The sequence below is a fragment of the Neobacillus jeddahensis genome (assembly GCF_000612625.1).
Taxonomy (GTDB): domain Bacteria; phylum Bacillota; class Bacilli; order Bacillales; family Cytobacillaceae; genus Neobacillus; species Neobacillus jeddahensis.
Genome location: NZ_CCAS010000017.1, coordinates 17,710 through 32,674, shown reverse-complemented (window position 1 = coordinate 32,674; position 14,965 = coordinate 17,710). Strand labels below are relative to the sequence as shown.

Sequence of the window (14,965 nt, the reverse complement as noted above, 5' to 3'; positions counted from 1 at the left end):
GAACACGTGTGAATTTAGTATTAATGGGGCTTCCTGGTGCCGGTAAAGGTACTCAAGCTGAAAGAATCGTCGAGCAATACGGCATCCCTCATATCTCAACAGGAGATATGTTCCGTGCAGCGATGAAAGAAGGAACAGAACTAGGCTTACAAGCTAAATCATTCATGGATAAGGGCGAACTTGTTCCTGATGAAGTAACAATCGGTATTGTTCGTGAACGATTAAGCAAAGAAGACTGTCAAAAAGGCTTCCTTTTAGATGGGTTTCCTAGAACTGTACCTCAAGCAGAGGCGTTGGAAAATCTATTAGTTGATTTAGGTAAAAGAATTGACTATGTAATTAATATAAATGTGGATAAAAGTATTTTAATGGATCGTTTAACAGGACGTCGTATTTGTAAGGACTGTGGAGCGACATATCATCTTGTCTTTAATCCTCCTGCAAAAGAGGGTGTCTGCGACAAATGTGGCGGAGAGCTGTACCAACGAGCAGATGATAACGCAGAAACGGTTCAAAATCGATTGGACGTTAACATTAAACAACAAGAACCATTACTTACTTTTTATGAAACAAAAGGCTATCTTCGTACGATCGATGGTCAACAAGATATTAAAAAGGTATTTGTTGAGATCGAGCAATTACTTGGGGACTTAGTTTAATGATCATTTGCAAAACCCCTAGGGAAATTGAAATCATGCGTGAAGCCGGACGAATTGTGGCGCTTACCCACCAAGAGTTAAAAAAACATTTAACCCCTGGTATTACCACAAAAGAATTGGATCAAATTGCAGAAGAGTTTATTCTCTCTCAAGATGCAATTCCTTCGTTTAAAGGGTATAATGGTTTTCGCGGCAGTATTTGCACAAGCGTGAATGAGGTTCTTGTTCATGGAATTCCAGGTAGTCGTGTTCTTCATGACGGTGATATTATCAGTATTGATATTGGAGCTTGTTATAAAGGGTATCATGGCGATTCTGCTTGGACTTATGCTGTTGGCACGATTGATGAAAATTCCCAGCTTCTTTTAAACATTACAGAGGAATCCCTTTATCAAGGCTTAAATGAAGCAAAACCGGGCGAGCGACTCTCGAACATCTCCCATGCGATTCAAAAGTATGTGGAAGCAAATGGATTTTCAATTGTACGCGAGTATGTAGGACACGGAGTAGGGCAAGACTTACATGAGGATCCAGAAATTCCTCATTTTGGTCTACCAAACAAAGGTCCGCTTCTATTGCCTGGGATGGTACTTGCAATTGAACCGATGGTTAATGCCGGAAGCCGGTATGTGAAAACATTGGCCGACGATTGGACGGTTGTAACAGTTGATGAAAAACGTTGTGCTCACTTTGAGCATACGATTGCCATCACTGAAACAGGATTTGAAATCTTGACTAAAATGTAAATTTTGGTGATTTCAGGGCTAACACCCATTCGAATCCGAAAAAATAGTAATTTGTAAAAGTTACTAGCGGACAGAATGCTGCTCAATATGTTAAGATTGTAAGGTTGCAGGACTTTCGTACAAATGTGAAGACTTGTTGTACACTACTATTAATAAGAACGCTATCTGAATAAGAGAAGGGAGTCGAGAACGATGGCCAAAGATGATGTAATCGAAATCGAAGGTAAAGTACTTGAAACTTTGCCGAACGCCATGTTTAAGGTAGAATTAGAAAATGGTCATACTGTGCTAGCTCATGTATCTGGTAAAATTCGTATGCATTTCATTCGAATTCTTCCTGGTGACAAAGTAACTGTTGAGCTTTCTCCATATGACTTAACACGCGGAAGAATTACTTACCGCTTCAAATAAAAATGCTTGCTTGCACTCCGTACTATTAAGGAGGTTAGGATAATGAAAGTAAGACCATCTGTCAAACCGATCTGCGAAAAGTGCAAAGTTATCCGTAGACGCGGAAAAGTTATGGTTATCTGTGAAAACCCTAAACATAAACAAAAACAAGGTTAATTTTAAGGAGGTGCGCTCATTATGGCACGTATTGCTGGTGTAGATATTCCACGTGAAAAACGTGTAGTTATCTCTTTGACTTACATTTATGGTATTGGTAAAAACACTGCACAAAAAGTATTAGCAGAAGCTGGTGTTTCTGAAGATACTCGTGTACGTGATTTGACTGAAGACGAATTAAACAAAATCCGTGACATCATCGACAAATTAAAAGTTGAAGGTGATCTTCGCCGTGAAATTTCTCTTAACATTAAGCGTTTAATGGAAATCGGCTGCTACCGCGGATTACGTCATCGTCGTGGTTTACCGGTTCGTGGACAAAATACGAAAAACAACGCTCGTACACGCAAAGGTCCTCGTAAGACTGTTGCGAACAAGAAGAAGTAATCGGCAAAGGAGGTTAATTTAAATGGCACGTAAAACTAATACACGTAAACGTCGTGTTAAAAAGAATATTGAATCAGGTATCGCTCATATCCGTTCAACGTTTAACAATACGATTGTAACAATCACTGATGTTCATGGTAACGCAATTTCTTGGTCAAGTGCTGGTGCGTTAGGATTTAGAGGTTCTCGTAAATCTACTCCATTCGCAGCTCAAATGGCAGCTGAAACTGCAGCTAAAACTTCCATCGAACATGGTATGAAAACTTTAGAAGTTACTGTAAAAGGACCTGGCGCAGGACGCGAAGCTGCAATCCGTGCTCTTCAAGCTGCTGGTCTAGAAGTAACTGCAATTAAAGACGTTACACCTGTTCCTCATAATGGATGCCGTCCACCAAAACGCCGTCGTGTTTAATTTTTCTGTATAGATTTTGTATCATGTGTCTATAATGGGATATGATATTGGTTTTTTGTACTATTACAGAAGATTTATTCCAGTTGTTGTGCACAAAACGGGAACGTATACATGGGGGAATTTCAATTAGAGATAATCTAATTGAGGTTTCGACGTTTTGAAGGAGGGTTATTTGATGATCGAAATAGAAAAACCAAAAATCGAGACGGTTGAGATCAACGATGATGCCAAGTATGGTAAGTTCGTCGTAGAGCCACTTGAGCGTGGATATGGTACCACTTTGGGTAACTCCTTACGTCGTATCCTATTATCTTCACTCCCAGGTGCCGCTGTTACATCGATTCAGGTCGATGGGGTGCTTCATGAGTTCTCAACAATTGAAGGCGTCGTAGAGGATGTAACATCCATCATTTTAAACATTAAAAAATTAGCTTTAAAAATCTACTCTGACGAAGAAAAAACACTTGAAATTGATGTACAAGGTGAAGGACCTGTCAAAGCAAGTAATATTACTCATGACAGTGATGTAGAGATTTTAAATCCCGACCTTCATATTGCGACATTGGCTACAAATGGACATCTTCGCATGCGTTTAACGGCAAGACGTGGTCGTGGATATACACCTGCTGATCTGAACAAAAGAGAAGATCAACCAATCGGTGTGATTCCAATTGACTCTATCTATACGCCAGTTTCACGTGTGTCCTATCAAGTAGAAAATACTCGTGTAGGTCAAATGACAAATTATGATAAGCTAACGCTAGATGTTTGGACAGATGGAAGCACTGGGCCAAAAGAAGCGATTGCTCTTGGTTCGAAAATTTTGACCGAGCATTTGAATATTTTCGTTGGATTAACCGATGAAGCTCAAAATGCAGAAATTATGATTGAAAAAGAAGAAGACCAAAAAGAAAAAGTTCTAGAGATGACTATTGAGGAACTCGATCTTTCTGTTCGTTCTTATAATTGCTTAAAGCGTGCTGGAATCAACACTGTTCAGGAATTAGCTAATAAGACTGAAGAAGATATGATGAAAGTTCGTAACTTAGGCCGCAAATCACTCGAAGAAGTGAAGGCAAAACTAGAAGAGCTTGGATTAGGCTTACGTAAAGACGACTAGTCTTACAAGAGCAATATCCGTTTTATGACTTCAACAAAGGAGGGAACCCTTCATGGCATACAGAAAGTTAGGACGCACAAGTGCACAGCGTAAAGCTATGCTACGTGATTTAACTACAGATTTAATTATTAACGAGCGCATCGAAACAACAGAAACTCGTGCGAAAGAACTTCGTTCAACTGTTGAAAAAATGATCACTTTAGGTAAACGCGGGGACTTACATGCTCGCCGTCAAGCTGCATCTTACATTCGTAATGAAGTTGCTAATGCTGAAAATGGTCAAGATGCTGTACAAAAACTTTTCGCTGATATCGCTCCTCGTTACCAAGAGCGTCAAGGTGGATACACTCGTATTATGAAACTTGGACCTCGCCGCGGTGACGGTGCACCAATGGTTATTATCGAGTTAGTTTAATACACTCACAGACAACAAGGGCGCGGGACAGTTTTCAAACAAACTTGTTCTTTGCCCTTTTTCTGTAAAGGAAAGTTTAATATCTGTTCGACCCAAGCCAAAACGAGTGTTATGATGAGCGTAACTCCAGAATGTGTTTTTGGAGAAGTTTTTAACCGTAACTTGAAATCAGCTTGCCTGTTCTTCTTGTTTTGATTTCATTTATGTTTTTGTCAATTGAGCATCCTAAATGTGCCGAAATTGATTTACGTCTCGTCTAGCTCATGCACCTCCTCCCATTTCTTTTATAGAAATCCCTTTTATTGCAGCTTATTCTCGTGCTGCCTGGGGACGAGGTGCGGGCTTTTTTTGTATTTGAAAGTAGAGCGGTGCCATAACAATAACAAATCATTTCACCTAATTCAAAGTGTAAAATAGGCATTTTTCATTTTGAATTAGGTGAAGTTGAGCTTTGCTCACAGACCCCTTTATGTTATTTGGTTAAAGTGATGGATGGATTCAGTTCTAGATCACGAAGTGAATATCATCTAGTAAAAGATATGATCATTTAGTTGAGCTGAGTTGAGAGGAGGAGAGGCAATGAAAGAAGCAATCGTTTCACTAAAGGGTGTTTCATTCCAATACGATCCAGAAGAGCGCTACGCCTTAAATAATGTTAGCTTTGACATCTATGAGGGTGAATGGCTGGCGATTGTTGGTCATAATGGTTCAGGGAAATCTACGATGGCAAAACTCCTAAATGGCTTGCAGTTTCCACAAGAAGGTGAAATTACTGTCTGTGGACTGCCACTTACCGAAGCGTCCATTTGGGATATCCGCAAAAAACTTGGCATGGTCTTTCAAAACCCGGACAATCAATTTGTCGGCACCACCGTACAGGATGATGTGGCATTTGGTTTAGAAAACAATGGGATCCCAAGGGATGAAATGGTTGAGCGGGTTCATGATTCGTTAAGCAAAGTCAAAATGGATCAATTTCTGTTACAGGAACCTCACCATCTATCGGGTGGACAGAAGCAACGGGTTGCCATTGCAGGGGTATTAGCACTACGGCCTGCGATTATTATTTTAGATGAAGCAACATCCATGCTTGACCCAAGAGGACGCGAGGAAGTACTTGAGACAGTGAGAGTGTTAAAAGAGGAGAAATCCCTCACTGTTATATCGATTACGCACGACCTCGACGAAGCGGCGAAAGCAGACCGGATCATTGTCATGAATGGTGGGGAAGTATTTCGTGAGGGGACACCAGAAGAAATATTCTCCATGGATGAACAACTGATTCAATTGGGGTTGGATATCCCTTTCTCCGTGAAAATGAGTAAAGCATTCCGCCAAAAAGGGATTAACTTATCCAAGTATTATTTATCAGAAGAAGAGTTGGTGACAGAGCTATGGACATCTCGCTTCAGCAAGTAGAATATCGCTATCAGGCAAACACCCCTTTTGAAAGATTGGCAATCGAGGATGTATCAATTGATATTCCAGCTGGAACGTTTATGGCAATTATTGGCCATACTGGATCAGGAAAATCGACGGTACTGCAGCATTTAAATGCGCTCCTGTTACCTTCAAAAGGAATAGTTAAAATAGGTAATCATGAAATTAAGGCTGAGCAGAAAAATAAAAATTTAAAGCAAGTACGGCAAAAGGTCGGGATTGTCTTTCAATTTCCTGAACACCAATTATTTGAGGAAACAGTCGAAAAGGATATTATGTTTGGTCCGATGAATTTTGGCGTTTCGGCAGATGAGGCAAGAGAGAGGGCTCATCGCGCCTTAAAACAGGTTGGGCTTGCGGAAGATATTTTAGAAAAATCTCCATTTGATTTATCAGGCGGTCAAATGCGTCGTGTTGCTATAGCTGGCGTATTAGCGATGGAACCTGATGTTATCGTCTTGGACGAGCCTACCGCGGGGTTAGACCCAAGAGGTCGCAATGAGATCATGGAAATGTTTTATACTCTCCATCGAGAAAGACAGCTTTCCACGATACTGGTCACTCACAGTATGGAGGATGCCGCTAGATATGCTGATCAAATTGTGATTATGAGACAAGGGAAAGTTGCCAAAAAAGGAACACCAGAAGAGATCTTCTCAGATCCTATCGATTTAGTCGAAATGGGCTTGGATGTTCCAGAAGTAGTTCGCTTCCAGCTTAAATTGGAGGAGAAGACGGGAATTAAGCTTGAAAAAATCTATCTCTCTATCGAAGAATTATCTTCTGCCGTGACAGAGGTCTTAAGCAGAGGTGTACGCTCATGATGGAAAAAATGATTTTTGGACGCTATGTTCCGGCTGATTCTACCGTTCATAAAATGGACCCGCGCTCCAAATTGTTGATTATTTTCTTGTTTGTTTGTATTATTTTTTTAGCCAATAATTGGATTACTTATGCACTTATCGGAGTTTATACATTTTATATGCTTGGTATGTCTCGTATTCCAGTTCGCTTTCTGTATGGCGGACTAAAACCGGTATTATGGCTTGTTTTATTTACGCTTATCTTGCAATTACTTTTCACAAAGGAAGGAAATCTTTTAGTTGAATGGGGGCCTATCAAAATTTATGAAGAAGGTGTTAGGCAGGGTGTGTTTATTTCCTTACGATTCTTCTTTTTAATTTTGATGACGTCACTATTGACGTTAACGACGAGCCCCATTGAAATAACGGATGGACTTGAAACACTTTTGAATCCGCTCAAAAAGATTCACTTTCCTGTCCATGAGATGGCATTGATGATGTCTATTTCTTTGCGGTTTATTCCTACACTAATGCAGGAAACAGATAAGATTATGAAAGCACAAATGGCTCGTGGCGTTGAATTTTCCAGTGGTCCCTTTAAAGAGCGAATTAAGGCGGTTATTCCGCTGCTTATTCCCTTGTTTGTCAGTTCCTTTAAACGGGCAGAAGAATTGGCGGTAGCGATGGAGGCTCGTGGCTATCGCGGTGGTGAGGGACGGACGAAGTATCGGCAATTGAGCTGGAAAGCAGCAGATACCCTCCAGCTTGTTGTTTTAGCTATCTTAACGATTCTTTTATTTTTATTACGTGCATAATGGAGCGAAACCATGCAAAGGTATAAATGCATCATATCCTATGATGGCTCGGGGTTTTCCGGTTATCAGGTTCAGCCAAATAAACGAACAGTTCAAACAGAGCTAGAAGCTGTGTTAGCAAAAATGCATAAAGGCGAGTTGGTCAAGGTGACCGGCTCCGGCCGAACGGACGCAGGTGTCCATGCCAGAGGACAGGTCATCCACTTTGATTCACCGCTGCCGATTGCGGAGAGCAAATGGGAGAATGCCCTGAATTCGCTCTTGCCGGAGGATATTGTGGTTCGCTCGGTCAAGAAGACGAGTCCAACTTTTCATGCCCGCTTCGATGCGGTTGGAAAGGAATATCATTATCTCCTGCAGCTTTCCTCCAAGAGGGACCCTTTTTTGCGGCATTTTGCCTATCAGTATCCTTACGATTTAAATGTTGAGGCGATGCTGGAGGCAAGTAAATATTTACTGGGGACCCATGACTTTACTAGTTTTTGTTCTGCTAAGACCGAGGTAGTCGACAAAGTCCGGACAATTGAGGCAATCGATTTTAACATCGAGAAAGACGTGCTGACCCTTCGGTTTGTGGGGAATGGTTTTTTGTATAATATGGTGCGCATTCTTGTCGGAACACTCATTGAGGTAGGCGCAGGAAAGCGCCCGGCGGCTGAAATCCCTGTTATTTTGGAAAAAAAGGATCGGTGCCTTGCCGGGAAAACCGCTCCAGGCCATGGATTGTATCTATGGCAAGTATTTTATGAGCTAGATACTTGAGCGAATATCGACAATATGTTTAACCAAGTTTAAAAACAACCTGACCTGGTGTAACATTTTCTTGACATTTTAATGGATAGAATTTATTATATTATATGTGTGTGTTTTTAATACCACGATAAAGCCCCGGAAAGTCTTCATCGTGATTGAAAATATATGAATTGAAATCTAACCGCACAAGTGCATAAGACGTTCATTCCCGGAACAGAATGAATAACTGACTGCAACGAAAAGTGCGAAAATCATAATCTTTATGGATTTAATTAGGAGGGAAATTAATGCGTACAACGTTTATGGCAAATGCCAACAATATCGAGCGTAAATGGTACGTGATTGATGCTGAAGGCCAAACTCTTGGTCGTCTTGCTTCTGAAGTAGCAGCAATCTTACGTGGTAAAAACAAACCAACTTTTACACCAAATGTTGACACTGGTGATCATGTAATTATTCTTAACGCATCTAAAGTAGAACTAACTGGTAAGAAATTAACTGACAAGATTTACTACCGTCACACAATGCACCCAGGTGGTTTAAAAACTAGAACAGCTCTAGAAATGCGTACAAACTATGCTGAGAAAATGATCGAGCTTGCTGTTAAAGGTATGCTTCCAAAGAATTCTCTTGGTCGTCAAACATTCAAAAAATTACACGTATACGCTGGTAGCGAACATCCGCACCAAGCACAACAACCTGAAGTTTACACACTTCGCGGTTAATTAAGAGGGAGGGAATAAAACTATGGCACAAGTTCAATATATTGGTACTGGTCGTCGTAAGAGCTCTGTCGCACGTGTGCGTTTAGTTCCAGGCACAGGTAAAATTGTAATTAATGGTCGTGAAATCGAAGATTATATCCCATTTGAAGCATTACGTGTTGTTGTAAGGCAACCATTAGTAGCTACTGAAACTGTTGGCAGCTATGATGTTCTTGTAAACGTAAGCGGCGGTGGATACACTGGTCAAGCTGGCGCAATCCGTCACGGTGTTGCTCGCGCATTACTTCAAGCTGATCCAGAATTCCGTCCAACATTAAAGCGCGCTGGATTATTAACTCGTGATCCACGTATGAAAGAACGTAAAAAATACGGTCTTAAAGGCGCTCGTCGTGCACCTCAGTTCTCAAAACGTTAATCTTTACGTTTCAAAGACTCTCAACCTTTTGGTTGGGAGTCTTTTGTTTTTAATCAAGGCACTTTTCAATTTGTCAGTTGATTTCCGTGGGCGGATTATATAAATGGAATAAACTTCATTTGGGACGTGTCTAAAGTAACGTTAGTAATTTTGTACTTTTAGAAATGTACCATTGTCCACCCTTTACTCCGAATAATAATAGCTCATCTCAGGGATAATCAATTGAAAATAGCATAATAAAATTATTTCGTTCTACGATCGTTCATAAGCTCTCAAATCATTTCTATTTGAGGTTTTTTGCATAAAATGACGGATATGGTTTATGGATCCCATCCGTTTACTGCATTTAGTCAACTAATTTATGTTTAACTGCATAAAGGGCAGCCTGAGTCCGGTCCGCAAGTTCAAGCTTTGCTAAAAGATTTGATACATGGGTTTTAACAGTTCTTTCTGTGATGAATAATGAGCCAGCGATTTCTTTATTGCTCTTACCTTTAGCGATTTCTTTGAGAACATCTAACTCTCTATTCGTTAATTCTTCGAATAAATTTTTTCCTTGTCCATTTTTATTGGACAAATTGGCTAATAATTGTGAAGTAGCTTTCGGATGAAGTTGGGTTTCTCCTCCGATCATTTTTTTAATCGAAATGACAAGCTCATCAGGCTGGATGTCTTTTAACTGGAATCCAGAAGCACCTGCTTCTAGCGCGGGGATCACATGATCTTGATCAGAAAAGCTTGTCAGCATCATGATTTTAATGTTAGGTTGCTTTTGTTTAATGATTTTTGTAGCCTGGATTCCGTCCATTTCTGGCATAACTAGATCCATTAAAATGAGATCGGGGTTCAGTAATTTAGCCAATTCAATGGCCTCTTTCCCGTTTGCAGCTTCCCCAATAATTTCAAACTCCTTTTGTGTTCGAAGAAAAAAGACCAGACCTCTACGGACGACGTGATGGTCATCGGCGATTAGTATGCGTATACTCACGAATTTTTTCCTCCCTAATATGGAATTCGGATCTGTATTTCTGTCCCGTTTCCTGGTTTGCTAATTAATTGAAATTCCCCAGATAAAGCCTCAGTCCGTGTTTTCATATTTTTCAACCCTAGTGAGGGGATTTCGAGATTCTCTTCATAATAGAAGCCACAACCGCTATCTTGAATTGTTATCATAGCCTCGTCCATAGAAGAGTGAAAACGTAAAATTACCTCTGTGGTCTGGGAATGCTTTTTACAATTGGCTAGGGCCTCTTGCCCGATTCGCCACAACGCTTCCTCTACCTTTCCGGGAATACTAGTGGCACCTGTTACTTGGGTTTCAATGGATAGTCCTAGCAATTCAGCATAACTTCTCAAGGCACTCACCACGCCGTTTTCAAGGCCAAGCGGTCGTAGTTGCCAGATTAATGCCCGCATTTCTCCAAGCGCTTCCTGAGCCAAGTCTTGAATATAACCAAATGTTTGTTTCACTTCATCTTGTTCTGTCATTTCTACTCCTGCACGTGCAGTAAGGCTGAGGGAAAATAACAGCTGATTAACCGAATCGTGAAGATCCCTTGCAAGTCGATTTCGCTCGGCTACAAGCGCAGTCTCCTGTTCCCGCTGCGTGAGTTTAATTCGTTTTAACGCGGTTCCAATTTGATAGGCAACTGCTTCGAGTAAAGCAAGTTCCTCTTTCTTAAAATGTGTTTTGTTCGGTGAACCGACATTTAGTATTCCAAAACGCTCATTTCCAGCTCTGAGGGGAACGGTGGCATGATGAGTCAGCCCACATGTTTCTCCAGCCTGTGCCTCGAGGGCATCTTCAATCCGTTTACATTCCATAATATTTGTTGCTTTGTTTAGGTGATTATTGTTGTATTTATTGACGCACCAACATCTACCCTGGCACATCCTTTGTTTATTGTCATTTGCCAACGCAGGAGGGAGGGCCTCATCTGCTGCGAGCTGATGGTCACCATTTTCATCCATTAAAAAAATCCAACCTGTTTGAAGCTCCGTTATTTGCAGAAGTCTTTTTAGCACACCGGCTAATATGTCTTTTGGATCTGTTCCCTCATTTAGTAGCTCAGCAATTTCCTTTAAAATGCCGATATTCTTATTCTCTCCCGACATACAATTCTCCTCCAGCCACTCCATTTACTGTTATTATAGCTTATTAGGGTAAGTGTCTCTTTCATAGAATTCAAAAAGCTGTCTATCTCGACAGCTTTTTAGGTTAAGCAAGGGACTTCTCCAATTTGTTTACTTCAAGACCATCAAGATGAAATCGTACCCAGACCATCCTTCATTTTATAAGATCAGATTCATATCCCCAAATTCATGCCATAAATAGCCGGCTTTGATGGCCTGATCATAGGCCTGAAGTAAATGCTGCTCAGCTATAAAGGCAGACAGCATGGCGAGGTGGCTTGCCTGCGGTTCATGGAGTCCAGTAATGATTCCGTCTACGATTTTTAAAGGATAGTGTGAATCGATATAGAGCGATGTTACTCCTGAAAGGGCACCGTTTCTGGCAGCCGTCTCAAGCGCACGAACCACAGTGGTACCAATCGCAACGACTCTTTTGCCTGCTGCTTTGGTCTGGAAAATCCTTTCCATTATCTGTTCGGAGATTTGATATTCCTCCTCATTCTCATCAGGAGTTTGGTGCCATTGATCATCAAGCATATAGCTTAGGCCTGTATGCAATTGGATAAAATCGAGCTGAATATTTTTACGCTTCAATTTAAATATCAACTCCCAGCTAAAGGCTCTACCGGCCGAGGGCATTTCAACGGACCCTGGATGGCTGGCAAAAACCGTTTGATAGTAATCCAACCCCCATGGCTGTTCAATGTATTCATATCGGATCGGTTCACCGAGATCATAGATACTATTAAATAACTCCGTGCCTTTTTTTGTAAATTGGATCCTTTTAAGTGGAGAATTCCTTTTCTCGCTGATCACCGTTGCAAACAAATCAGGAGAAAATTCTAGTTGATCACCCTCGTTAATAGGGTTGGCTACAACTAGTGCGTCCCAAATATCTTCATGTTGGCGCCTTGCTAACCTAACTTCCACTTTAGATGCCATTGGTTCATTGTTTCTTGACCATTTAGCATATAAAACGGCTGGGATGGTGCGACTATTATTTGCTATGAGCAAATCTCCAGGTTGGAGGTAATCTGCTAGGTAAAAGAATTGATCATGCCTAATTTCCCCTGTAGCCCGGTCCAGTACCATCATCCGAACATGATCTCTTCGTAAGCCGCGTTTTTCAGGGGGGTGGGAAGCATTCAGTTCGTCAGGTAGATAAAAATTCAGCGGTTTCGTCTCCATTATAATTCCTCCTCTAGTTGGGCCTCAAACCGCTGGCCATTTATGCCTGCTGATTTACTTGATGCAAGATATAAAAATATGCCAACAACGTCCTCGGGCTTTGCTAATGGGTAATCGCAATCAGGTACAGCCATTTGATGCATTTCTGTTTCCATTTCGCCCGGATCGACCATATTTACCCGTACGTTTGTCTCGCTTAATTCATCGGCCCACGTTTCGGTGAGGCCTTCAACAGCAAATTTTGATATACCATAGGCGCCCCATCCCGCAAAACCTGTGTGTCCTACCTCAGATGTCACATTGATAATTGACCCGTCATTTCGCTCTAACATCCCTGGAATCACTCTTCTGGTTACAAGAAATGACGATACAGCATTAATATGAAGCACTGCGGAGAAGGCGTCTTCAGGATAATCAAGCAGCAATGGCATTGGACTAGGACCCAAAATTGAGGCATTGTTAATCAGGACATCAATGTGACCATATGCTTCTTCTGCTGTCGCAATGAATCGTTCCACATCACGTGACTTGGAAATATCAGCGGTAACCGCAAGTACCTCAGCACCCAATCTTACAGCTTCTTCCTTCACCTTTATCAGACCTTCTTCTGATCTTGAGCAAATTGCAAGCCTTGCTCCTTCCTTTGCAAAAGCCAACGTCAATGCTCTACCTAACCCTTTGGACGCCCCGGTAATCATGACAACTTTTTTATTCATCTTATGTTCTCCCCTTTATTCTTGATGTTTTAAGTATATTAATTTTTGGAAAATCCTCCCTCAGAGAAAAGCATGAACTTTTTCTACAACTTTTGGATGAGGGGGAAAGGGAGCTCTTATTTTTACTAGCTTGGCACATAAAGAAAAAACCAAGCAAGAGGTTTTGGAATCTCCTGCTCAGTCTTTTTTATTTTGTGAGAAATTATAAACTAGCTCCTTCTCCAAGGCGAACGACTTGGGAAGTACCCGTATGTCCTTTTGTCACATTCCGTGTATCAAAGACAAGGGCTGCATGGTTTAAGATTTTATCGAGCGGAATAATCGAATGGTCTGTTAAAATAATCACACAATCCATTTCGCTTAACAGATTATCCGTTAAATTAGTACTCATCAATACCTGCCCATCAATCTTTAATGAAGGAATATAGGGATCATGGTAGCTGACCTTGGCTCCTTTTTCGATGAACTGCTCGAGAATTTCTAATGTCGGCGAGTCGCGCGTATCGGCAACATCTTTTTTATAGGTAACCCCGTAAAGTAAAATCTTTGCAGCAGACAGATTCTTTTTATCCCCCAATAACTCCTCTGTGCGAGAAACGATATAGTCAATCATGTTATGGTTCGTTTGCGCTGAAATGGTGATAAACTGACTGCTTGTCTCAAATTGCTGCAGCTTCCATTGGAGATAGAGAGGATCGACGGGAATACAATGTCCTCCAATGCCAGGACCGGGATAAAATGGGGTGAAACCATATGGCTTAGTCGCGGCTGCTCCGACCACTTCCCAAATATCAACCTGTAACTGATCGCAAAGAATGGCCATCTCGTTAATAAATGAAATATTGACAAAGCGGAAGGTATTTTCAAGCAACTTGGTTAACTCAGCAGTCTCTGTTGAAGAGACAGGAACCACTTCGCGGTAAATCTGCTTATAAAGAGACAATGCCTCCTCCTTACACTTCTCAGTTACGCCCCCAATCACCTTTGGAATGTCTTCGACTCGGAATTTTTCATTACCGGGATCAATGCGTTCCGGTGAATTAGCCAGGTAGAAATCGCTGCCTGCACGTAACCCACTTTGTTCAAGAATTGGCAATAATACTTCCTTTGTTGTTCCAGGAAATGTGGAGCTTTCTAAAATAACCAGTTGTCCTTTTTGTAGTCGTGATTGAATTTCTTTTCCTGCACTGATGATAAAGCTTACATCCGGTGTTTTATGTTTAGTAAGCGGGGTTGGTACACAAATAATAACCGAGTCTACCTCTTTTATTTCATCAAAATTAGTAGTTGCGGCGAAATGGCCACTATCGATTACCGTCTTTAGCGAAAGATCAGTTACGTCCCCAATATAGCTTTTAGCCATTCTCAGCATTGAGACCTTGTTGTGATCTAAATCGATCCCTTTTACCTGAAACCCCTTTTCCGCCAGCATGACAGACAAGGGAAGGCCTACATACCCTAATCCGATAACAGCAATTTTGTCCTTTTTCCTCTGTGAATCATGGCTGTCCATTCATTCATCTACTCTCCTCGTCCATAAAAAATATAATACATATTAAAATATGTGCAGTGGAGGGGATGGTAATGGACAAACAACCAAACGGTGAAATTTAGATGAATTTCCGCACCATTATAGGAGTGTTATTTTTAGTTACCGAAGAAGTGATTCGA

The 14,965-nt window shown here is 41.1% G+C and carries 19 protein-coding genes; 14 read left to right on the top strand and 5 right to left on the bottom strand.

Annotated elements, in window-relative coordinates; all coding sequences use genetic code 11:
• Window positions 1–8 precede the first annotated feature (8 nt).
• From TY15_RS10065 to rpsI, 14 genes are all read left to right on the top strand, one after another.
• Entirely contained in the window at window positions 9–659 is a 651-nt protein-coding gene (locus TY15_RS10065; protein ID WP_040203266.1) for an adenylate kinase, read from the top strand.
• Window positions 659–1,405: a type I methionyl aminopeptidase gene (gene map, locus TY15_RS10060; RefSeq protein ID WP_040203267.1), complete on the top strand. Its 747-nt coding sequence runs from the start codon at window positions 659–661 to the stop codon at window positions 1,403–1,405. The genes TY15_RS10065 and map overlap by 1 nt, the downstream gene beginning before the upstream one ends.
• 192 nt (window positions 1,406–1,597) lie before the next feature.
• On the top strand, window positions 1,598–1,816 hold the full coding sequence (gene infA, locus TY15_RS10055; protein ID WP_034676129.1) for a translation initiation factor IF-1: 219 nt from the start codon (window positions 1,598–1,600) through the stop codon (window positions 1,814–1,816).
• A gap of 42 nt (window positions 1,817–1,858) precedes the next feature.
• Window positions 1,859–1,972 (top strand): 50S ribosomal protein L36, encoded by a 114-nt coding sequence (gene rpmJ / locus TY15_RS10050; protein WP_000868344.1) that lies wholly within the window; start codon window positions 1,859–1,861, stop codon window positions 1,970–1,972.
• A gap of 21 nt (window positions 1,973–1,993) precedes the next feature.
• A complete protein-coding gene (gene rpsM, locus TY15_RS10045; RefSeq protein WP_026565543.1) occupies window positions 1,994–2,359 on the top strand; it encodes a 30S ribosomal protein S13 in 366 nt (121 codons plus the stop codon).
• Window positions 2,360–2,381: 22 nt separating this feature from the next.
• Entirely contained in the window at window positions 2,382–2,771 is a 390-nt protein-coding gene (rpsK, locus tag TY15_RS10040; RefSeq protein ID WP_024027886.1) for a 30S ribosomal protein S11, read from the top strand.
• Window positions 2,772–2,946: 175 nt separating this feature from the next.
• The gene (locus TY15_RS10035) at window positions 2,947–3,891 is read left to right on the top strand and encodes a DNA-directed RNA polymerase subunit alpha (RefSeq protein ID WP_040203270.1); all 945 of its coding nucleotides are present in this window, start codon (window positions 2,947–2,949) and stop codon (window positions 3,889–3,891) included.
• A gap of 52 nt (window positions 3,892–3,943) precedes the next feature.
• Window positions 3,944–4,306, top strand: coding sequence for a 50S ribosomal protein L17 (gene rplQ / locus TY15_RS10030; RefSeq protein WP_040203272.1), 363 nt, complete (start codon window positions 3,944–3,946; stop codon window positions 4,304–4,306).
• A gap of 579 nt (window positions 4,307–4,885) precedes the next feature.
• Window positions 4,886–5,725, top strand: coding sequence for an energy-coupling factor ABC transporter ATP-binding protein (locus tag TY15_RS10025; protein ID WP_040203273.1), 840 nt, complete (start codon window positions 4,886–4,888; stop codon window positions 5,723–5,725).
• Window positions 5,701–6,570 carry an energy-coupling factor ABC transporter ATP-binding protein gene (locus tag TY15_RS10020; RefSeq protein WP_040203274.1) on the top strand — a complete coding sequence of 290 codons (870 nt, stop codon included), beginning with the start codon at window positions 5,701–5,703 and terminating at the stop codon, window positions 6,568–6,570. Before TY15_RS10025 ends, TY15_RS10020 begins: the two co-directional genes overlap by 25 nt.
• On the top strand, window positions 6,567–7,364 hold the full coding sequence (locus TY15_RS10015) for an energy-coupling factor transporter transmembrane component T family protein (protein ID WP_040203278.1): 798 nt from the start codon (window positions 6,567–6,569) through the stop codon (window positions 7,362–7,364). Before TY15_RS10020 ends, TY15_RS10015 begins: the two co-directional genes overlap by 4 nt.
• Before the next feature lie 12 nt (window positions 7,365–7,376).
• The gene (gene truA / locus TY15_RS10010) at window positions 7,377–8,126 is read left to right on the top strand and encodes a tRNA pseudouridine(38-40) synthase TruA (RefSeq protein WP_040203279.1); all 750 of its coding nucleotides are present in this window, start codon (window positions 7,377–7,379) and stop codon (window positions 8,124–8,126) included.
• A 278-nt stretch (window positions 8,127–8,404) separates the two neighbouring features.
• Window positions 8,405–8,842: a 50S ribosomal protein L13 gene (rplM, locus tag TY15_RS10005; RefSeq protein WP_040203280.1), complete on the top strand. Its 438-nt coding sequence runs from the start codon at window positions 8,405–8,407 to the stop codon at window positions 8,840–8,842.
• A gap of 22 nt (window positions 8,843–8,864) precedes the next feature.
• The gene (gene rpsI, locus TY15_RS10000; protein ID WP_040203281.1) at window positions 8,865–9,257 is read left to right on the top strand and encodes a 30S ribosomal protein S9; all 393 of its coding nucleotides are present in this window, start codon (window positions 8,865–8,867) and stop codon (window positions 9,255–9,257) included.
• Between the two features lie 346 nt (window positions 9,258–9,603).
• Here rpsI and TY15_RS09995 read toward each other — a convergent pair whose 3' ends face one another.
• From TY15_RS09995 to TY15_RS09975, 5 genes are all read right to left on the bottom strand, one after another.
• Window positions 9,604–10,245, bottom strand: a complete 642-nt coding sequence (locus TY15_RS09995) for a response regulator (RefSeq protein ID WP_040203282.1) — start codon at window positions 10,243–10,245, stop codon at window positions 9,604–9,606.
• Window positions 10,246–10,259: 14 nt separating this feature from the next.
• Window positions 10,260–11,372 (bottom strand): GAF domain-containing sensor histidine kinase, encoded by a 1,113-nt coding sequence (locus tag TY15_RS09990; RefSeq protein WP_040203284.1) that lies wholly within the window; start codon window positions 11,370–11,372, stop codon window positions 10,260–10,262.
• Between the two features lie 177 nt (window positions 11,373–11,549).
• Window positions 11,550–12,578, bottom strand: coding sequence for an S-adenosylmethionine:tRNA ribosyltransferase-isomerase (locus TY15_RS09985; protein WP_040203285.1), 1,029 nt, complete (start codon window positions 12,576–12,578; stop codon window positions 11,550–11,552).
• Entirely contained in the window at window positions 12,578–13,294 is a 717-nt protein-coding gene (locus tag TY15_RS09980) for an SDR family NAD(P)-dependent oxidoreductase (RefSeq protein WP_040203287.1), read from the bottom strand. Before TY15_RS09980 ends, TY15_RS09985 begins: the two co-directional genes overlap by 1 nt.
• Window positions 13,295–13,496: 202 nt before the next feature.
• Entirely contained in the window at window positions 13,497–14,807 is a 1,311-nt protein-coding gene (locus tag TY15_RS09975) for a nucleotide sugar dehydrogenase (protein ID WP_040203289.1), read from the bottom strand.
• Window positions 14,808–14,965 lie beyond the last annotated feature (158 nt).